The sequence below is a fragment of the Colwellia sp. BRX10-1 genome, from assembly GCF_014077545.1.
Taxonomy (GTDB): Bacteria; Pseudomonadota; Gammaproteobacteria; order Enterobacterales; family Alteromonadaceae; genus Colwellia_A.
Window position 1 is genome coordinate 1 of sequence record NZ_JACGWC010000030.1, and the last position, 20,122, is coordinate 20,122.

15 protein-coding genes are annotated in these 20,122 nt (G+C 40.0%); 9 read left to right on the plus strand and 6 right to left on the minus strand.

Going from position 1 to position 20,122, the window contains the following annotated elements:
• Positions 1-200: 200 nt before the first annotated feature.
• The 5 genes from gmhB to H4J75_RS17300 all read right to left on the minus strand — a co-directional run bounded on the left by gmhB (position 201) and on the right by H4J75_RS17300 (position 7,381).
• On the minus strand, positions 201-737 hold the full coding sequence (gene gmhB / locus H4J75_RS17280) for a D-glycero-beta-D-manno-heptose 1,7-bisphosphate 7-phosphatase (protein ID WP_182217466.1): 537 nt from the start codon (positions 735-737) through the stop codon (positions 201-203).
• A 169-nt stretch (positions 738-906) separates the two neighbouring features.
• A complete protein-coding gene (locus H4J75_RS17285; protein ID WP_182217464.1) occupies positions 907-1,668 on the minus strand; it encodes an SDR family oxidoreductase in 762 nt (253 codons plus the stop codon).
• A gap of 19 nt (positions 1,669-1,687) precedes the next feature.
• The gene (locus H4J75_RS17290) at positions 1,688-2,794 is read right to left on the minus strand and encodes an enoyl-CoA hydratase/isomerase family protein (protein ID WP_182217462.1); all 1,107 of its coding nucleotides are present in this window, start codon (positions 2,792-2,794) and stop codon (positions 1,688-1,690) included.
• Positions 2,795-2,843: 49 nt separating this feature from the next.
• Positions 2,844-3,887: an oxidoreductase gene (locus H4J75_RS17295; RefSeq protein WP_182217460.1), complete on the minus strand. Its 1,044-nt coding sequence runs from the start codon at positions 3,885-3,887 to the stop codon at positions 2,844-2,846.
• A gap of 113 nt (positions 3,888-4,000) precedes the next feature.
• Positions 4,001-7,381 carry a methylmalonyl-CoA mutase family protein gene (locus H4J75_RS17300; protein ID WP_182217459.1) on the minus strand — a complete coding sequence of 1,127 codons (3,381 nt, stop codon included), beginning with the start codon at positions 7,379-7,381 and terminating at the stop codon, positions 4,001-4,003.
• A 192-nt stretch (positions 7,382-7,573) separates the two neighbouring features.
• Here H4J75_RS17300 and H4J75_RS17305 point away from each other — a divergent pair, with 192 nt between their 5' ends.
• Together H4J75_RS17305 and recQ are read left to right on the plus strand one after the other, a co-directional pair.
• Positions 7,574-8,497 carry an AraC family transcriptional regulator gene (locus H4J75_RS17305; protein ID WP_182217457.1) on the plus strand — a complete coding sequence of 308 codons (924 nt, stop codon included), beginning with the start codon at positions 7,574-7,576 and terminating at the stop codon, positions 8,495-8,497.
• A 305-nt stretch (positions 8,498-8,802) separates the two neighbouring features.
• Complete coding sequence (gene recQ / locus H4J75_RS17310; protein WP_182222800.1) at positions 8,803-10,599, plus strand: DNA helicase RecQ; 1,797 nt, start codon at positions 8,803-8,805, stop codon at positions 10,597-10,599.
• A 139-nt stretch (positions 10,600-10,738) separates the two neighbouring features.
• Here the strand turns inward: recQ and H4J75_RS17315 are convergent, their stop codons facing one another.
• On the minus strand, positions 10,739-11,923 hold the full coding sequence (locus H4J75_RS17315; protein WP_182222801.1) for an acetyl-CoA C-acyltransferase: 1,185 nt from the start codon (positions 11,921-11,923) through the stop codon (positions 10,739-10,741).
• Between the two features lie 251 nt (positions 11,924-12,174).
• Between H4J75_RS17315 and H4J75_RS17320 the strand changes: the two genes are divergently transcribed.
• From H4J75_RS17320 to H4J75_RS17350, 7 genes are all read left to right on the plus strand, one after another.
• Positions 12,175-12,576: a MerR family DNA-binding transcriptional regulator gene (locus H4J75_RS17320; RefSeq protein WP_070376356.1), complete on the plus strand. Its 402-nt coding sequence runs from the start codon at positions 12,175-12,177 to the stop codon at positions 12,574-12,576.
• A gap of 39 nt (positions 12,577-12,615) precedes the next feature.
• Positions 12,616-13,785 carry an isovaleryl-CoA dehydrogenase gene (locus H4J75_RS17325; RefSeq protein ID WP_182217451.1) on the plus strand — a complete coding sequence of 390 codons (1,170 nt, stop codon included), beginning with the start codon at positions 12,616-12,618 and terminating at the stop codon, positions 13,783-13,785.
• Between the two features lie 123 nt (positions 13,786-13,908).
• Positions 13,909-15,516: a carboxyl transferase domain-containing protein gene (locus H4J75_RS17330; RefSeq protein ID WP_182217449.1), complete on the plus strand. Its 1,608-nt coding sequence runs from the start codon at positions 13,909-13,911 to the stop codon at positions 15,514-15,516.
• 11 nt (positions 15,517-15,527) lie between these two features.
• Entirely contained in the window at positions 15,528-16,352 is an 825-nt protein-coding gene (locus H4J75_RS17335) for an enoyl-CoA hydratase/isomerase family protein (RefSeq protein ID WP_182217447.1), read from the plus strand.
• 34 nt (positions 16,353-16,386) lie between these two features.
• Positions 16,387-18,411 (plus strand): acetyl/propionyl/methylcrotonyl-CoA carboxylase subunit alpha, encoded by a 2,025-nt coding sequence (locus H4J75_RS17340; protein ID WP_070377225.1) that lies wholly within the window; start codon positions 16,387-16,389, stop codon positions 18,409-18,411.
• On the plus strand, positions 18,411-19,328 hold the full coding sequence (locus H4J75_RS17345) for a hydroxymethylglutaryl-CoA lyase (protein ID WP_182217445.1): 918 nt from the start codon (positions 18,411-18,413) through the stop codon (positions 19,326-19,328). The genes H4J75_RS17340 and H4J75_RS17345 overlap by 1 nt, the downstream gene beginning before the upstream one ends.
• Before the next feature lie 68 nt (positions 19,329-19,396).
• Entirely contained in the window at positions 19,397-20,104 is a 708-nt protein-coding gene (locus tag H4J75_RS17350) for a CoA transferase subunit A (protein WP_182217443.1), read from the plus strand.
• The last annotated feature ends 18 nt before the right edge of the window (positions 20,105-20,122 follow it).

Here is a 20,122-nt window from a genome sequence, read left to right on the forward strand (position 1 = left end):
TTCAAACCTTATCTATAAAACGTTAAGTTAACTACTTTACCCTAAAGTGATGTAGATAACTTATCAAAACAGCTCTTTCGTGGTTCGTTTTGACTGAACCCCTTGGAACTGGAGCGCATTCTAGACATTTCTCGCTGGGCGTCAACCCTTTTTTGTAATAACTTTGAAATAAACGTTTGTTCGCTTATTTATCGAACAATTTAGCTAATATACGCGCTAGCTTCGCTAATTTTATTGATACGGTCTGCTTTAATCGCCTCATTATCGCTATATTGATCAACAAGCAATATCCTACTTTTTATACCAGCACGCTCAGCAGCCTGCATATCTGATACTTTATCACCAATAAAAATACTCTTTGCCAAATCAATGTCATGCTTTTTAGCAGCTGATAAAATCATACCAGGTTCTGGTTTTCTACAATCACAGGCCACCTTGTATTCACCAACGCCTTTATCTGGATGATGAGGGCAATGATAGACATCTGCAATTACGATCCCTTTCGATTTAAATTGCTTTACCATCCACAGAGTCAGTTGATTAAATTGCTCAACAGTATATTTGCCTCTAGCAATACCCGATTGGTTAGTAATGACAAATATTTCATAACCTTTATTGTGCGCATCCAAACAAACAGTAAAGATATCTTCGACAAATTCAAATGCTTCTTTTTTATAAACGTAACCATGGTCAACATTGATAATGCCGTCCCTGTCTAAAAACAGTGCTTTTTTCATAGTTAATTTCTTTTGACTCAGCGGCTAATGATAGGTTTTTTGATAGATTAATTAATTAAGCCATCGTTCTTAAATCTTTTGCTGCACGAATTCACAAATGCTTTGCAGCATAGATATCTAAGAACGACATTTTGCTCAATATCTGCTGTTAATAAACAGCAGATAATTGTTACATGCAAAGACCGCCATCAATTTCTACGACACGGCCGGTAAAAAACTCATTTTCAAAAATATACTTTACGGTGTGAGCAATTTCATCTGCTTCACCTAAGCGGCCAACAGGTTTCATTTTTTCTAAACGGTCACGCATTTCTGGTTTCATCGCATCAGTCATTGCGGTGCGAATAACACCAGGGGCAATAGCACCAACGCGAATACCATGACGCCCTAACTCGCGCGCCCAAGTAACGGTCATCGCGACAACACCCGCTTTAGATGCAGCATAATTGGTTTGTCCCATATTACCGGCTCTTGCGATGGACGACATATTAATAATGACACCTTTACGTTTACCTTCAATCATGTGAACAGCAGCTTCGCGACCACATAAGAAAACCCCCGTTAAATTAACATCGATGACTGATTGAAACTGATCCAATGACATTTTCTTAGCAACGACTCCATCTTTAGCTTTAACGAACATACCGTCACGTAAAATGCCGGCGTTGTTAATTAAGCCGTCGATACCCGAAAAATCATCATTAATCTGGCTAAAAATAGCTTCTACTTCACTTTCATTGGTGACGTTGGCTAAATAATACTTTGCCGATGAACCTGCTGCTTCAATAAGTTTTACTGTTTCTTGTAGTAACGTTTCATTTAAATCTATTAACGCTAATTTAGCACCATTCGTTGCTAAGCTAATAGCCATAGAACGTCCTAGGCCTTGTCCACCGCCGGTGATGACGATAACTTTATCATTCAAATCCATTGTTTTTCCTTTATCTCTATTATATTTTTTCGTTGATAGCGCTAAAAAACCAATCAACTAATTTATGGTCAACATCACTAATATTTGAAAAAGCCCAATTTGGATTTTTGTCTTTATCGACTAATAATGCCCTAATACCTTCGCGAGCTTCAGTATACTGACAACAACGAAGGATTAAATTTAACTCTGAAGTAAAACATTCACTCAAACTTAGCGTTTTAGTCGTTTGTAACTGCCTATATATAATACAAGCACTCAATGGGCTACCCGCCAGTAATTTGTTTTTTGCCTTATTCAGCCAATTATTGTCTGTTTGTACATTTAAAATCGCTGTGTGTATATCAGCAATATTATCGAAAGCTAATAATTTTGCTATAGCCACTTCATTGTTTTTTACCTCATTGGGTAAATGGTGTTCAAAACGGTTCGAAAACTCGGTCAATGCTTGCTTTAGCAGAGAGTGATTTCGATTATTGTCTTGCCAGTCAACTGTTAGTAAGTGATCAAAAACACCATTTTTAGATGAACTATCAATAATATAATCCGACAAGCCAAGATAATTAGCATCTACGGCATTAAACACAGCACCGGTGATCCCTAAAAACAAACCAAGATCTTCTGGTGTTTTATTTAAAAACCAACTCGACCCTACATCAGGAAATAGCCCTATTGATACTTCTGGCATTGCCATCAAAGTGCGCTCTGTGGTTACACGATGACTGGCACCAGCAAATAAACCTATGCCGCCGCCCATGATATAACCATCTCCCCAGATCATAATGGGTTTATTAAAATTATGAATTAATTGGTCAAGTACATATTCTTCACTAAAAAATTCATTAGCGAAGCCTGATGTAATGACATCATCATCTATTGGTGTGTCTAGTTCGTGTAAATAGTGATACAGGCTAACAACATCTCCACCAGCACAAAACGCTTTTTCACCCGCGCCCTGTAAAATAACCATCGCGATATTGTCATCTTGCTGCCAAGACGACAGTTTTTTGGTTAACAGCTTAATCATCGAAAGATTTAATGCATTAAGCGATTTAGGCGCATTAAGTTCTGCTATAGCTATCAGTTTATTATTATTGCTGCTTAACTCTTTAAATATCACATCTGTCATTTAATTTAGCTCCGATTTTTTACGGGTTAATGTTCTCTTTGATAGCTATTTAAAGACTAGCATCAATCGCTACGACAGTTCGTCCGGTAACCGTGCCATCGACGTAAGCGTCAAATGCATTCCCTAAGTCTCGAAATTCAATGGTCGTAGGAGAAATCAGATCAAGTTTTGTTGGTTTTAAATCTGTTGCTAATCTTTTCCATCCTTGCGTGCGCACTGAAAGTGGCATTTCGACTGAGTTAATACCAAGTAGGCTCACGCCTCTTAATATAAAGGGCATAACAGTGGTCTCTAATTTGAAGCCACCGGCTAAACCAATTGAAGCAATATTTCCCCAAACATGAGTGGTGCGTGTTAACCAAGCTAACGTTTCACCGCCAACACTATCGACCGCCCCACCCCACTGTGCATTTTCTAGCGGTTTGCTGCCCATTTCAATATCATGACGACTAATAAGTTTAGCCGCACCGAGCGCTTTTAAATAATCTTCTTGTTCTGTTTTACCCGTAAAAGCAATCACTTCATAACCAATATTTGACAGCATATTAATAGCAAAACTACCAACACCACCGGTAGCGCCAGTGACGACAATAGGACCTCGCTCTGGAATTTGACCATTATCTTCCATACGCTGAATAGCAAGAGCGGCAGTATATCCTGCGGTACCGAGTGCCATCGCATCACGTAAACTCATGCCTGTTGGCAATGCCACGACTGAATCTGCTTTTACCCGCGCATACTCACTGTAACCACCATCATAGAGTTCAGATAATTGTGCGCCGCAAACCAGCACTTTATCGCCGGCTTCAAACCTGTCATCAACAGAGCTAACCACAACACCCGACAAATCAATACCGCCTACTAAGGGATAAGTACGTAAGATTCTTCCTTTCCCTGTGGCAGCTAGAGCATCTTTATAATTAATGTCTGAATAGGCGACTTTAATAACCACTTCACCTGCGGTTAAATCATCAATACCAACTTGCTCAAACCCACTGGTGATTTTTTTCTTATCACCCTCTTGTATTTGATGAATACGAAAAGCCGTAAATTTTTCTGGTACTTGCCTTAACTCCGTGATCAACGTTGACATAATTATTCCTATTCAATTATCTAAATAAAGGTGTATGAAGAATTAACATCAAAGCATAAGTAGTGCACAGGCACTACTTTACTCTAATCTAATAAACTGACTATCTACTCGTGTTACATATTGCGACGATATTGACCGCCTGCTTCAAATAATGAACTGACAATTTGCCCTAAAGAACAAACCTTACAAGCATCCATCATTAATTCAAAAATATTTTCATGATTAATGGCGGCTGTTTGTAAACGCTTCAGTAAGACTTCTACTTCTGCTGCATTAGCTTTGTTTAAACTCGCTAACATATCAATTTGATAAGTTTTTTCTTCTTCGGTAGCGCGAATAACTTCTTCAGGCACAATCGTTGGCGAGCCCGTTGAACTAAGGAAAGTATTTACGCCTATAATAGGATATTCACCTGAGTGCTTTAAATGCTCGTAATACATACTTTCTTCTTGAATTTTTCCACGCTGATACATAGTTTCCATGGCACCAAGTACACCACCACGTTCGTTAATACGATCAAATTCAGTTAATACCGCATCTTCAACTAAGTCAGTTAACTCTTCTATAATAAACGCGCCTTGAATAGGGTTTTCATTTTTAGAAAGTCCTAATTCACGGTTGATGATTAATTGAATCGCCATCGCGCGACGAACACTGTCTTCGGTAGGCGTGGTAATAGCTTCATCATAAGCATTAGTATGCAAAGAGTTACAGTTATCGTTTATCGCATAAAGTGCTTGTAATGTGGTACGAATATCATTGAAATCAATTTCTTGAGCATGCAATGAACGACCCGATGTTTGAATATGATATTTCAGCATTTGTGCACGAGCATTGGCACCATATTTATTCTTCATCGCTTTTGACCAAATACGACGAGCCACTCGGCCAATGACAGCGTATTCTGGGTCGATACCGTTTGAGAAGAAAAACGATAAGTTAGGACCAAATTCATTAATGTCCATACCGCGGCTTAGGTAATATTCAACAAAAGTAAAACCGTTTGCCAACGTTAACGCCAATTGAGTGATCGGATTCGCACCAGCTTCTGCTATATGATAGCCAGAAATAGACACTGAATAGAAATTACGCACACCTTTTTCAATAAAGTACTCTTGCACATCACCCATTAAACGTAGGGCAAATTCAGTGGAGAAAATACAGGTATTTTGCGCTTGATCTTCTTTTAAAATATCGGCTTGTACCGTGCCACGCACTAGCGTTAAGGTTTTAGCTTTTATCGCTTGATATACCGCTGGAGGTAAAACTTGATCGCCAGTAACACCAATTAACATCAAACCTAAACCGTCGTTGCCATCGGGTAATTCACCTTGATAGCTTGGACGTTCACAACCTTTGTCTTTATAAATTTTAGCTATGGTTGCGGCTACTTCTTTTTCCAAACCATTTTCGGTAATAAAACGCTCACATTGTTGATCGATAGCGGTATTCAAGAAAAAACCTAACAACATCGGCGCAGGGCCATTAATGGTCATGGAAACCGACGTCATCGCATGGGCTAAGTCAAAACCAGAATACAGTTTCTTGGCATCATCTAAACAACAAATAGAAACGCCGGCATTACCTATTTTTCCATAAATATCAGGACGAATAGCCGGATCGTTACCGTATAGGGTCACTGAATCAAATGCTGTTGATAAGCGTTTAGCCGGCATACCTTTTGAAACATAATGAAAACGACGGTTGGTTCTTTCTGGGCCGCCTTCACCCGCGAACATACGTGTTGGGTCTTCACCTTCACGCTTAAAGGGGAATAAACCAGCGGTATACGGAAATTCACCCGGTACATTTTCTTGTAAGTTCCACTTTAAGATATCGCCCCACCCCTGATATTTAGGCATACTAATTTTAGGGATATCGCTACCAGAAAGTGATTTTGAATGAGTGGCTATCGACAGTTCTTTGTCTCGTACTTTAAATTTAAATTCAGGGTCTTTATAACGCTGAACTTTAGTCGCCCATTGCTCGAGTAATAATTTGTTTTTAGGGTCTAAGTCTAATTCGACTTGAGTATAAAGCGCTTCAAGTTGCGTCACTAAATCAGCAGAAACCACCGTTTCAGTGTCTTTTGCCGTTTCAATCGCCTGATGAATACCATAAAGTTTTTGTGCAACCGTTGTTTGTTTTTCAACCCAAGCATCATAACCGCGATTACTTTCTGATATTTCAGATAAATAACGAATACGATTACCTGGGATCACGCTACTTTTATTGGCTAATGTGCCTTCGGTAGAGAGAATATCGCCAACAATTAAGCCCGCTTTAGTGTTTAATGCTGTGATCACCGCATTATATAATTCGGTCATACCACGGTCGTTAAATTGTGAAGCTATCGTTCCATATACTGGTACTTCATCATCACCGGCTTCAAACATGCCACGGTTACGTTTATATTGTTTTTTCACGTCACGCAGGGCATCTAAAGCGCCCCGTTTATCAAACTTATTGAGCGCAATAATATCAGCAAAATCGAGCATATCGATTTTTTCTAATTGTGTTGCCGCGCCATACTCTGGCGTCATTACATATAAAGAAACATCTGAATGTTCTTCAATTTCGGTATCTGATTGACCAATACCCGAAGTTTCTAGAATAATTAAATCGAAATCGGTCGCTTTTAAAATTTCTAAGGTGTCATTAACATAAACAGACAACGCCAAGTTTGACTGACGTGTGGCTAACGAACGCATGTAAACGCGATCATTGTTTACCGCATTCATACGAATTCGGTCACCGAGTAATGCACCACCGGTTTTACGCTTAGACGGGTCAACCGAAACAATGGCAATTTTGCTGTCTGCTGTCGCCATTAAAAAGCGACGGATTAATTCATCAACCAGCGAAGATTTACCCGCACCACCGGTACCAGTAATACCTAATACAGGTGTTTTACTTGCTGAGGCAATTTTACGAATTTTCTCTAAGTCGGCTTTATTTTCTTTTGGCGCATTTTCAGCCGCTGAAATTAAACGCGCAATGGCTTGTTTGTCATTTTTCTTTAAATTAGCAACATCGTCTTTTTTAACATTGACGCCAGTTTTAAAATCACAGCGCTCTAACATGTCATCAATCATGCCTAATAAACCTAGTGCACGACCGTCATCCGGAGAATAAATACGGGTAATACCATAATCTTGTAGCATTTTAATTTCGTCAGGTAATATCACGCCACCGCCGCCGCCAACGATACGAATATGTTCACAACCTCGTTCTTTAAGTAAGTCGTACATATATTTAAAATATTCGTTATGCCCACCTTGATAAGAAGTCATCGCAATAGCATTAGCATCTTCTTGAATCGCGGTATTAACCACTTCTTCAACACTGCGGTCATGGCCCAAATGAATAACTTCAGCACCACTTGATTGTAAAATTCGGCGCATAATATTAATCGCAGCATCGTGCCCATCAAAAAGTGATGCGGCAGTGACAATTCTAATTTTATTCTTGAGTTGGTATCTTTCAGTTGTCATTTTGAATTCTCTTTTATTAACTTACTCACCATTATAGGTGTAATATTTGTAGGTGTAATTTTTGGTGCTGAATTGCTATTTAAATTTTTTATTAATAATATTAAATCATAAAGAAAATGGTATTAACATTGATTTTATTGCTAATTTGATGGACTATCTTGTTATGGAATAAAAACGCGTAGCTTATTAATTATGCTTCAACAATCAAAGTCAGCAAAGCCGATAAAAACAGCAACTATCATTGATGATATTCGTTTACTTATTCCCGTTTTTTTATTGAAAAAATTGCAAGTTCATCCGCTAACCTCCAGTCTTTATCCGTTATCGCTTGGGAAGCATTCAGATATTTCTTATCAAATAAATAAAAAAAACAGTGACCATCACAGCTTACTTTATTGTCAATCAACTAGCGCAACTCTAGACTATAAAAACAAAGTCAGAGAAGTTAAATCGGGCGATCTTGTTATTATACCAGCCAATGCGAGTTTTAAATTTACCGCCATTAACAGAGAAAATAACAGTGAAATTAAAAACAAGTCAGGAAAAGTCTATTGGTTAAATTTTAAAGGCGATCTCGCCAGTAATTTTGCCGAACGTTTATTAATGAAAATGGATGATGGCCTAGCACACGTTGGGAATGTAGATGAAGTGATCCGAGATTTTGACAATTTATTAGCGCTAGGTCGCCGCGGCTATACCGCTACTAATGTTATTCACGCGGTACATATTTTACAGCAAACCTTAAGCTTTTTGGCATTACAGTTGCGTTTAACTGACTTTAATAAAAGTTCTACTTTTGATATTGATGCGGTCGAACGTTTAATGCGCAATAATCTTCATCAAGAATTGAGTTTGGATACATTAGCGCATTACAGCCAGCTATCTAAATTTCATTTTTCAAAGAAGTTTAAAGAACTCACCGATACATCACCAATACAGCACTTTATTAATATGAAAATTCAACGCGCCTGCTCTGAGCTTGATAATAGCTCACAGACTATTAAAGATATTAGTGAGGGCTTGGGATATAGCGACCCTTACTATTTTTCACGCCTGTTTAAAAAGTCGCTAGGAATGTCACCAAAGCAATATCGTGACTCTCGTCACAGTGCTTAAAAAAATAACTAGCAGTACGAGTATTAGCAATTTATTTAGCCAATAGCTAACTGTTGACCACAATAGCAAAGGGTTCACTATAGTAGTCTAATTTTACTCACCTTCATTTATAAGGGCGTTGATGATACCTTTATCATATAATTGCTCGTTAAAAGTAAATAATCATTGCCTGCTATACTCAAGGTTACGCGATAACATCATCTATACTTAACTTTTAACCCGCTATTTAATACTCACCACTTAATATCACTTAATCTATGCTATTTAATTTCACTGACTTGTCTAGCGTTAAAAAGGAAATCAATATGGATATCAATACGGCAAAATCGGTTTTACAAAATACCTTTGGTTACGCTGACTTTCGACATCAACAAGCGAAAATAATTAGTGAATTAATCAGTGGCGCAGATGTTTTTACGCTTATGCCAACCGGTGGTGGAAAGTCATTATGCTATCAAATTCCAGCGATAGTCCGTGATGGCGTAGGCATAGTGGTGTCGCCACTAATAGCGTTAATGAAAGATCAAGTTGATGCGCTAAAACTACAAGGCGTAAAAGCAGAGTTTTTAAATTCGTCGCAGGACCATGAAGAACAAAATCGTGTCGAGCAGCTAATAATATCAGGCAATGTCGACTTATTGTACGTTGCGCCAGAGCGACTATTGAGTGATTATTTTCTAAACCTTATTGATAATATTACCATTGCACTCTTTGCCTTTGATGAAGCACATTGTGTTTCACAATGGGGTCACGATTTCAGACCTGAATACCAACAACTGTCCATTATCAGCCAGCGATATCCCCACACGCCTAAAATTGCCTTAACAGCGACAGCGGATATGAAAACGCGAGATGAAATTGTTCAAGTATTAAATTTAACGGCTGCTAAAATCTTTGTTCATAGTTTTGACAGACCCAATATTCAGTATCGGATCAGTGAACAAAAAAATAACAAAGAACAGCTCCTTAAATTTATCAATACCGAACATAACAATGATGCCGGTATCGTTTATTGTCTTTCAAGAAAATCTGTTGAGGCCACAGCTAAATGGCTGAGTGAACAAGGAAAAGTTGCTTTGCCTTATCATGCAGGTTTGGCTAATAATATTAAAGATAGCAATCAACAACGTTTTCTCAGAGAAGACGGCATCATAATCGTTGCCACCATTGCCTTTGGTATGGGTATTGATAAACCCGATGTTAGGTTTGTTGCCCATTTAAATTTGCCTAAAAGTATTGAGGCCTACTACCAAGAAACTGGCCGAGCAGGCCGTGATGGTATGCCCGCCAATACTTGGTTAGCGTATGGCATGCAAGATGTTATTAAGCTAAAACAAATGACAAGTCAAAGTACTGGTAATGAACAGTTCAAGTTTATAACTCAACGTAAAATTGATGCCCTGCTTGGTTATTGCGAAGTGTGCTCTTGCCGCCGGCAAGTATTACTCAATTATTTTGGTGAAACGTTAGCTGAGCCTTGTGGGAATTGTGATAACTGTTTGAATCCCCCCATAACATGGGATGGCACTGCTGCCGCTAGAAAAGCGCTTTCAACGGTTTATCGAACGGGCCAAAGATTTGGCGTAGGCCACCAAATTGATGTCTTGCTAGGTAAGCAAACCCCTAAAATTACCCAGGTCAATCACCAACAACTTTCTACCTATGGTATTGGTAAAGAGCACAAAGCAGAGGAATGGCAAACGGTGTTTAGACAACTCATCTCAATGGGATATTTAGCCGTAGAAATGGAATATGGCGCTTTAAAACTCACTGAAAAATCTCGACCTTTATTAAAAGGCGAACTGACCATACAACTCAAGGTAAAAGAATACGGTAAGGCAAAGCTTGCGCGAAAATCAAAACAACCTAATGCCAGCAATTTATCAGCACAAGAAGAAACCGTATTTGAAAAGCTCAAGCAACAAAGAGCATTATGGGCAAAAGAGAGAAATGTACCATCATTCGTTATTTTTCATGACGCTACCTTAATGGATATAGCCAGAGCTAATCCCAAAAACTCAGCGCAACTATTAAACGTTAATGGTATAGGTAAAACAAAACTTGAGCTTTATGGTGAAAAAATTATCGCACTACTCCACTAGCTAAAACCCTTGTCTTTGTTCAAAATACCTCTGTGCAATCAATCGAACATTAATAAAAAAGCCGCAATGACTTAACATAGCGGCTTTAAAAATTTAATTTTTATCAGCATTACCTGAAAATAACAGCGAACTTAATGGTCTAAAACATTTCAACCGCAATCGCTGTAGCTTCACCACCACCAATACAAAGAGAGGCTAAACCTTTTGATAAACCTTTGTTTTTCAATGCATGGATTAACGTTACCATAATACGAGCACCACTAGCACCTAAAGGATGACCCAGTGCACAAGCGCCACCATTGACATTGACTTTTTCAACATCTAAGGCTAATTCTTTAATCGCTAACATGGTAACCATGGCAAATGCTTCATTAATTTCCCATAGATCAACATCTGCAGCCGTCCAGTTTGCTTTTGCTAAAACTTTATTCATTGCGCCAACGGGTGCTACCGTAAACTCTTCAGGTTTTTGTGCATGCGTTGCATGAGCAACAATTTTACATAAAGGGCGTAGACCACGTTTTTCTGCTTCTGACTGTTTCATCATCACTAATGCCGCAGCACCATCTGAAATAGAGCTAGAGTTTGCAGCCGTAATAGTCCCGTCTTTTTTAAAAGCGGCACGTAATGAAGGTATTTTATCAGGGCGGGCATTACCCGGCTGTTCATCTATTGCAAAGACAGAGTCGCCACGACGAGATTTAATCGTTACTGGCGATATTTCATTTTCGAAAGCACCGGCAGCAATCGCTGCATTGGCACGTGCTAATGAGCGAATAGCATATTCATCCATGTCTTCACGAGTAAACCCAGCATCATCGGCAGTTTCTTGGGCGAAACACCCCATAGCTATACCATCATAGGCATTTTCTAAACCATCAGTCATCATATGATCAAGAATTTGACCATGTCCCATTTTTATACCACTGCGACCTTTAGGTAAAAGGTGCGGTGCATTAGTCATGCTTTCCATACCACCGGCAACAGCAACATTAATAGAGCCAGCCATCAGTGAATCATGTGCTTGCATTGCAGCTTTCATTCCAGAGCCACAGACTTTATTAATGGTGGTACAAACTGTTGATAATGCCAAATCAGCCGCCAAAGCTGCTTGACGAGCAGGCGCTTGTTTTAAACCTGCAGGCAATACACACCCCATGATTACTTCATCAACTTGATCGTTAGCAATATTTGCCGCAGCAAGTGCGCCGCGTATAGCCGTTGCGCCTAAGTCAGGTGAAGTTACAGCAGATAATCCGCCCATAAAACCACCCATAGGGGTTCTAGACGCTGAAACAATAACAATAGGATCTGTAGTAGACATGAAAGCTCTCCGAGATAAAAATAAAAAGGGATAAATTAATGATTAACACCATAACTTATATTTGACGTTTACGCCAACGTAAACTTTAATAGTAAGGACACAATTATAGCCAATTTATATAGTAACGATTTTAACTGAGCGGGTAAATTATTGACGGGATATTTATTAGCAGCTTGATGAAAAAAGCTCTTACTTTACGTTAACGTAAACTTCCTGTAAGGTGAGTGCATAACATAAATGTAGAGTTTTTCATGGCAGAATTAAAAGCACGGACTTTTTCAATCAGCGATCTTTCTAAAGAGTTCGATATTACGACTCGCAGTATTCGTTTTTACGAAGATCAAGGCTTGCTTGCCCCGACTCGCAAAGGACAAACTCGAATTTATAACCAAAGAGATAAAGTTCGACTAAAGTTAATTTTACGCGGTAAACGCTTGGGGTTTTCATTAGCCGAAACCGGTCGCATCTTTGAATTATACGATTTAGACAATACCAGCGCCAGCCAATTAAAACTGATGATGGATATTATTGAACAAAAAAAATCAGACTTACATCAACAACTCGACGATATAAAAGTGGTGTTGATGGAATTAACAAATTTAGAAGAAAGCTGTTTAGCTACTTTATCAGCTATCGACAATACAAAAACCTAACGCATAACTTTACGTAGCTAACTAAGCTAAGGAAATAACATGATTTCTACTTTTTCATCATTAAACTTTAATCTAGGCGAAACCGTTGAGATGATCCGCGAGTCAGTTAACGCTTTCTCTCGTGACGAAATTGCTCCACGTGCCGCACAAATAGATATTGATAACGAATTCCCAAATGATTTATGGCGCAAATTTGGTGATTTAGGCTTATTAGGCATGACCGTTGACGAAGAATATGGCGGTTCAGGCTTAGGCTATTTAGAACATATGGTGGCAATGCAAGAAATTTCACGTGCGTCTGCTTCTGTTGGTTTAAGTTACGGTGCTATGTCTAACCTTTGTTTAAACCAATTAAACAAAAACGGTTCGCATGAACAAAAAGCTAAATATTTACCAAAACTTTGTAGCGGTGAGCATATTGGCGCATTAGCGATGAGTGAACCTAATGCAGGTTCTGATGTAGTCAGCATGAAATTGCGCGCCGACAAAAAAGGCGACAAGTATATTTTAAATGGCAACAAAATGTGGATCACCAATGGTCCTGATGCCAACGTTTATGTTATTTACGCAAAGACTGATACTTCAGCGGGTTCAAAAGGCATTACTGCTTTTATCGTTGAGCGTGATTACCCAGGTTTTTCTCGTCATCAAAAATTAGACAAATTAGGTATGCGCGGTTCAAACACCTGTGAATTAGTTTTCCAAGACTGTGAAGTACCAGCAGAAAACATTTTAGGTGAAGAAGGTAAAGGCGTTCGAGTCTTAATGTCTGGCCTTGATTACGAGCGTATCGTATTAACCGGTGGACCTTTAGGTATTATGGATGCGTGTATGGACTTAGTTGTTCCTTATATTCATGACCGCAAACAGTTCGGTCAATCCATTGGTGAGTTCCAATTGATCCAAGGTAAAATTGCCGATATGTACACCCAAATGAATGCGGCTAAATCTTATGCTTATTTATGTGCACAAGCGGCCGACAGAGGTGAAACCACACGTAAAGATGCGGCCGGTGTTATCTTAGTTGCTGCAGAACTTGCGACAAAAATGGCCTTAGATGCTATTCAATTACTTGGCGGTAATGGTTACATCAATGAATTTCCAGCAGGTCGTTTGTTACGTGATGCTAAATTATATGAAATTGGCGCAGGTACTTCAGAAATTCGTCGTATGCTAATAGGTCGAGAGTTATTCGCCGAGTCTATATAAGGTTATAACTTGCTACAGCCTCTTGATTTAGAGAGGCTGATGAGAGCCACACTGCTCTTGTTTAGCGCGTAACATTAAAGCTAATGTTCTTACTGATAAAATTCCATAATAAAGGCAAATATCGTGGCTAAAATAATTTCAAAAATCAATGTACGCAGCCCAGAATTCATTGAAAACGCTGCTCATATGCAAGTTCAAGTAGACGATTTAAAAGTAAAGCTTGAGCAAATAAAATTAGGTGGAGGACAGCGCAGCCGTGATCGTCATTTATCTCGCGGTAAATTATTACCACGCGATCGCGTTAATGCCCTACTTGATGCTGGCTCACCATTTTTAGAATTATCTCAACTAGCCGCTTATGAAGTTTATGAAGCAGATGTTCCCGCTGCTGGTATTATCACCGGCATTGGCCGAGTTGGTGGACAAGAATGTGTTATTGTCGCTAACGACGCTACCGTAAAAGGCGGAACCTATTTTCCGCTAACGGTAAAAAAACATCTTCGCGCACAAACGATTGCCCAAGAAAACAACTTACCCTGTATTTATTTAGTCGACTCTGGTGGCGCTAACTTGCCTAACCAAGACGAGGTTTTCCCTGATAGAGAACACTTTGGTCGCATATTCTTTAATCAAGCAAATATGTCAGCACAAGCCATACCGCAAATTGCTGTTGTTATGGGCTCTTGTACTGCAGGTGGCGCTTATGTACCCGCAATGGCCGATGAATCTATTATAGTTAAAGAACAAGGCACTATATTTTTAGCTGGACCGCCGTTAGTTAAAGCCGCGACTGGCGAAGTCGTTAGTGCTGAAGACTTAGGTGGCGCAGACATACATTGTCGTACCTCTGGTGTCGCCGATCATTACGCACAAAATGATCATCACGCTTTAGAAATTGCCCGCAGTATCGTTGGTAATTTAAATCGTGTTAAACCGGTAACCATGAATATTCAACCTATTGTTGAGCCCGCTTACGACGCACAAGAAATATACGGTGTGGTACCCAAAGATGCCCGCCAACCTTTTGATATTCGTGAAATTATCGCCCGTGTCGTTGATGGTAGTAATTTTGATGAATTTAAAGCCCTTTATGGCACGACTTTAGTGTGTGGTTTTGCACGGATATTTGGCTACCCCGTAGGCATTATCGCCAATAACGGCATTCTCTTTGGCGAATCAGCTCAAAAAGGTGCTCATTTTATTGAATTATGTGCACAACGAAAAATTCCTTTAGTCTTCTTACAAAACATCACCGGATTTATGGTCGGTAAGCAATACGAAGCAGGCGGTATAGCTAAGCATGGTGCAAAAATGGTCACCGCCGTTGCCACGGCACAAGTCCCCAAATTTACCGTGCTAATTGGTGGTAGTTTCGGCGCAGGTAACTATGGTATGTGTGGTCGTGCTTACGATCCACGCTTCTTATTTATGTGGCCAAATGCCCGTATTTCAGTGATGGGCGGTGAACAAGCGGCTGGCGTTTTAGCACAAGTTAAACGTGACCAAAAAGACAAACTCGGTGAACCGTGGAGCGAGCAAGAAGAAGCTGACTTTAAACAACCGATTATTGATACTTATGAGCATCAAGGCCACCCTTACTATGCTTCAGCTCGCTTATGGGATGATGGTATTATTGACCCTGCCGATACTCGTCAAATATTAGGTTTAGCCATTTCTGCTTCGTTGAATAAACCTATTGAGGATACCAAATTTGGTATCTTTAGAATGTAGGGCTGAACAAGATGACACCATTAAAAGAGATCAATACCGGTCAAGTATTATTTAACGTCGACCGTTATGGGGTAGCAACAGTTACCTTAAATAATCCTGACAAGCACAATGCTTTTGACGACAAAATTATCGCCCAATTAACGATGATATTTATCGAAATAGCCCAACGCGACGATATTCACCTGATGATACTCGCATCGACTGGCAAAAGTTTTTCTGCTGGGGCTGACTTAGCGTGGATGAAGCGCATGGCCAGTTACTCATATGAAGAAAACTTACGTGATGCTAACGCGCTTGCTCAGATGTTACATGCACTTAATTTTCTACCGCAAACCACTATTGCACAAATACAAGGTGCTGCTTTTGGCGGCGCAGTGGGTTTAGCCAGTTGTTGTGACATTGTTATCGCCAGCAATAAAGCCAGCTTTTGTCTCAGTGAAGTTAAATTAGGTTTAATTCCTGCGACCATCAGCCCTTATGTCGTCAATGCTATTGGCCAAAAAGCCAGTCGTCGATACTTTCAAACGGCAGAACGTTTCTTTGCAGACAAAGCGCAACAATTAGGCTTAGTTGATGAGATTGTTTCGTTAGAAGCTTTAGAAAGCACCGTTATTGATATGGTGAGTACAATATTGAGCAACGGCCCGAAAGCCGTTCGTCAAGCAAAACAACTTGCTTTAGATGTCGCTTATCAAGAAATTAATCTTGAATTACTTAGCATGACCAGTGAACGCATCGCATCAATTCGCGTTTCTGCAGAAGGCCAAGAAGGCTTAACTGCTTTTTTTGAAAAACGACCAGCAAGCTGGCAAAAAGAACCGACGAGTGAAGGATAAAAACATGTCTCAACTAACAACTAAAACAGCTAAAATGTTTACTAAAATTCTTATTGCCAACCGTGGTGAAATCGCCTGTCGCGTAATTAAAACTGCTCGTAAAATGGGTATTTTAACCGTTGCCGTATATTCTGATGCTGATGCTGACTCGCTTCATGTCAACATGGCTGATGAAGCCATTTACCTTGGTCCATCGCCCTCTCGCGAAAGCTATTTATTATCAGAGAAAGTGATTGAAGCAGCAAAACGTACTGGCGCTCAAGCCATTCACCCTGGTTATGGTTTTCTCTCAGAAAATGCTGACTTTTGTCGTCGATGTAGCGATGAAAACATCGTTTTTATTGGTCCGCCCGTTGCGGCCATTGAAGCGATGGGGTCAAAGTCTGCCGCTAAAAACATTATGGAAAAAGCCAATGTTCCCTTAGTCCCTGGTTATCATGGTGATGATCAATCCGAAGCCATCATTAAAAAAGCGGCTGACGATATGGGCTATCCGGTATTGTTAAAAGCTACCGCCGGTGGTGGTGGTAAAGGCATGCGACAAGTGTGGAGCGAAGCTGAGTTTAGTGAAGGTTTTGCTGCAGCTAAACGTGAAGCAATGTCATCCTTTGGTGATGATAGAATGCTGGTTGAAAAGTATCTAACACAACCTCGCCATGTTGAAATTCAAGTGTTTTGTGATAATCATCAACATGCCGTTTACTTATTTGAACGTGATTGTTCAGTGCAACGCCGTCATCAAAAAGTTATTGAAGAAGCGCCAGCCTTTAAAATGAGTGAAAAGCTACGTAAAGCGATGGGCGAATCTGCGATAAAATCTGCCCAGGCTATTGGTTATCAAGGCGCAGGCACGGTAGAATTTTTACTGGATGTTGACGGTTCATTCTACTTTATGGAAATGAACACTCGCTTACAAGTAGAGCACCCGGTGACTGAAATGATCAGTGGCCAAGATCTAGTCGAATGGCAATTAAGAGTTGCTGCTGGTGAAGTTTTACCAAAAACACAAGAACAGTTAGTCATTAATGGCCACTCTTTTGAAGCGCGAATTTACGCTGAAGACCCAAATAATGATTTTTTACCCGCAACGGGCACGCTAGATTTTTTACAACCGCCAGCAGAAAGCGCACATGTTCGTGTTGATACCGGTGTTCGTCAAGGTGATGAGGTGAGTGTATTTTACGATCCTATGATAGCTAAGCTAATTGTCTGGGATGAAAATCGTGAAAAAGCATTGCAACGCTTAACAAAAGCCTTGTCGGAATATCGTATTAAAGGTGTTACCACCAATATTGATTTTCTTTATAACTTAGCGACATCAAAACCGTTTATTAATGAAGAAATAGATACTAGTTTTATCGAGAAATACGACAGTGAAATATTTCATGATAACAAACAAGCGTTAGCCGACGAATTACCGATGGCAGCTTTGTATTTAGTGCTTTCACTGGCTGAACAAGCGAAACAAAAAGCAGCAACGACCAAAGATCCTTTTTCTCCTTGGAATAATACCTCGGCGTGGCGCTCTAACGAAGCGCATAATCACCGAGTAGTTCTCGCTCATAATGATATTGAATATCCAGTGACTGTTGAACAGAAACGTCAAGGTAATCGTAGTTACTATTTAATTTCAGTTGCAGGACGAACCGTTGATTGCCAAGGTCGAATTGCCGGTGACACACTCCATGTCAGTATTGATGGCTATCGCAGTCAAGCCACTATCGCCCACAACATTGACAGTTCAGGTGATCAAATTAGCTTATATCGTCAAAATGGCGTTTTTAACTTTATTCATATTAAACCTGATTGTGGTGACAATAATGCTGATGATAATCATGGTGGCCTATTAGCACCGATGAACGGTACTATGGTCAGCGTGTTAGTCAAAGCCGGCGATAGTGTGACTAAGGACCAACCCTTAATGATCATGGAAGCGATGAAAATGGAGCACACCATTCGAGCGCCTGAAGACGGTACCATTGATACCTTATTCTACGCCGAAGGTGACATGGTTGATGGCGGCAGTGAATTACTTGCTTTTACGCCACAGGAGTCATAATGAGCTCCCTTGCTAATAATACCTTACCTAAAAAAGTAAAAATCGTTGAGGTTGGCCCGCGTGATGGCCTACAAAATGAAAAACAACAAATTAGTGCCGAAGATAAAATTGCCTTAATTAATCTGCTCAGTGATGCCGGAGTCACTTACATTGAGAGTGGCAGCTTTGTTTCTCCGAAATGGGTGCCTCAAATGGCAACATCGACTGATGTTTTCAATGGGATAGCACGTAAAAAAGGGGTCACTTACGCTGCCCTCACGCCAAATATGAAAGGTTTTGAAGCGGCTGTAGCGGTTAATGCCAGCGAAGTTGCCATTTTTGGCGCGGCCTCTGAAGCGTTTAGTCAAAAAAATATTAACTGTTCAATTGCTGAAAGCCTTGAGCGATTTGAACCGATAATGGCTGCAGCCAAAAAATTAAACATTCCGGTACGAGGCTATGTTTCTTGTGTTGTCGGTTGTCCTTACGAGGGTGAAGTATCACCAGAAAAAGTGGCTGAAGTGGCTGAAAAACTTTACCAAATGGGCTGTTATGAAATATCGCTTGGCGATACGGTTGGTGTAGGCACACCTGTTAATGTACAGAAGATGTTACAAGCGGTTAGTGCCCGTGTACCTAAGGCTAAACTAGCGGTTCATTTTCATGATACCTATGGTCAGGCGTTAACTAACATTTACACCGCTTTACAAAATGGTATTGCCGTTATTGATAGTGCCATTGCTGGATCGGGTGGTTGCCCTTATGCTAAGGGCGCTTCAGGTAATGTTGCCACTGAAGATGTGGTTTATTTACTCAATGGTTTAGGTATTAATAGCGGTATTAATTTAGATAAGTTAGTCCATGCCGGTTGGTTTATCAGTGATAAATTAGGTAAAACCCCGGCATCTAAAGTTTCTAATGCCTACCGTGCACAGTAATAAATATAATAATAAATGACGATGTATGATAAATACTCTATAGAAATAAATGTAATGAGGATTAAATAATGGCCGGATTTGACAAAGTAGTAGCAAGCTATGAAGAAGCGATGGCAGGACTTGAAGACGGCATGACCGTTATCTCGGGTGGCTTTGGTTTATGTGGTATCCCAGAAAATCTAATTAGTGAAATAAAGCGCAAAGGCACTAAAGCATTAACGATGGTTTCAAATAACTGTGGTGTCGATGATTTTGGTTTAGGTGTGTTACTGCAAGACCGTCAAATCAAAAAAATTGTTGCATCATATGTTGGTGAAAACGCTGAATTTGAACGTCAAATGATGAATGGCGAATTAGAAGTAGAACTCACACCACAAGGCACTTTAGCTGAAAAAATGCGAGCTGGTGGTGCTGGTATACCTGCTTTTTTTACGGCAACAGGTTATGGAACACCGGTAGCAGAAGGTAAAGAAGAGCGTGAAATAGACGGTAGAATGTATATCCTTGAGCCCGCAATTAAAGGCGACTTTGCCATTGTTAAAGCCTGGAAAGCCGACCGTTACGGTAATTTGGTTTTTAGAAAAACAGCACGTAACTTTAATCCTATGGCAGCCACGGCAGGAAAAATTACCGTCGTTGAAGTTGAAGAGATAGTTGAACCTGGCGAGCTGGACCCAGACCAAATCCATACACCAGGTATCTATGTTAATCGATTGATTTTAGGTACATTTGAAAAACGCATTGAACAACGAACTGTTCGTACTGCTCAGTCATAAATAATTCCGGAGACTAAA

Coding starts and splice junctions, on each gene's coding strand:
- H4J75_RS17290 (WP_182217462.1), bottom strand. CDS start 2,794: ATGACAGATGTGATATTTAAAGAGTTAAGCAGCAATAATAATAAACTG.
- H4J75_RS17295 (WP_182217460.1), bottom strand. CDS start 3,887: ATGTCAACGTTGATCACGGAGTTAAGGCAAGTACCAGAAAAATTTACG.
- H4J75_RS17350 (WP_182217443.1), top strand. CDS start 19,397: ATGGCCGGATTTGACAAAGTAGTAGCAAGCTATGAAGAAGCGATGGCA.
- H4J75_RS17335 (WP_182217447.1), top strand. CDS start 15,528: ATGACACCATTAAAAGAGATCAATACCGGTCAAGTATTATTTAACGTC.
- H4J75_RS17325 (WP_182217451.1), top strand. CDS start 12,616: ATGATTTCTACTTTTTCATCATTAAACTTTAATCTAGGCGAAACCGTT.
- H4J75_RS17320 (WP_070376356.1), top strand. CDS start 12,175: ATGGCAGAATTAAAAGCACGGACTTTTTCAATCAGCGATCTTTCTAAA.
- H4J75_RS17305 (WP_182217457.1), top strand. CDS start 7,574: ATGCTTCAACAATCAAAGTCAGCAAAGCCGATAAAAACAGCAACTATC.
- H4J75_RS17285 (WP_182217464.1), bottom strand. CDS start 1,668: ATGGATTTGAATGATAAAGTTATCGTCATCACCGGCGGTGGACAAGGC.
- H4J75_RS17345 (WP_182217445.1), top strand. CDS start 18,411: ATGAGCTCCCTTGCTAATAATACCTTACCTAAAAAAGTAAAAATCGTT.
- H4J75_RS17300 (WP_182217459.1), bottom strand. CDS start 7,381: ATGACAACTGAAAGATACCAACTCAAGAATAAAATTAGAATTGTCACT.
- H4J75_RS17315 (WP_182222801.1), bottom strand. CDS start 11,923: ATGTCTACTACAGATCCTATTGTTATTGTTTCAGCGTCTAGAACCCCT.
- H4J75_RS17340 (WP_070377225.1), top strand. CDS start 16,387: ATGTTTACTAAAATTCTTATTGCCAACCGTGGTGAAATCGCCTGTCGC.
- gmhB (WP_182217466.1), bottom strand. CDS start 737: ATGAAAAAAGCACTGTTTTTAGACAGGGACGGCATTATCAATGTTGAC.
- recQ (WP_182222800.1), top strand. CDS start 8,803: ATGGATATCAATACGGCAAAATCGGTTTTACAAAATACCTTTGGTTAC.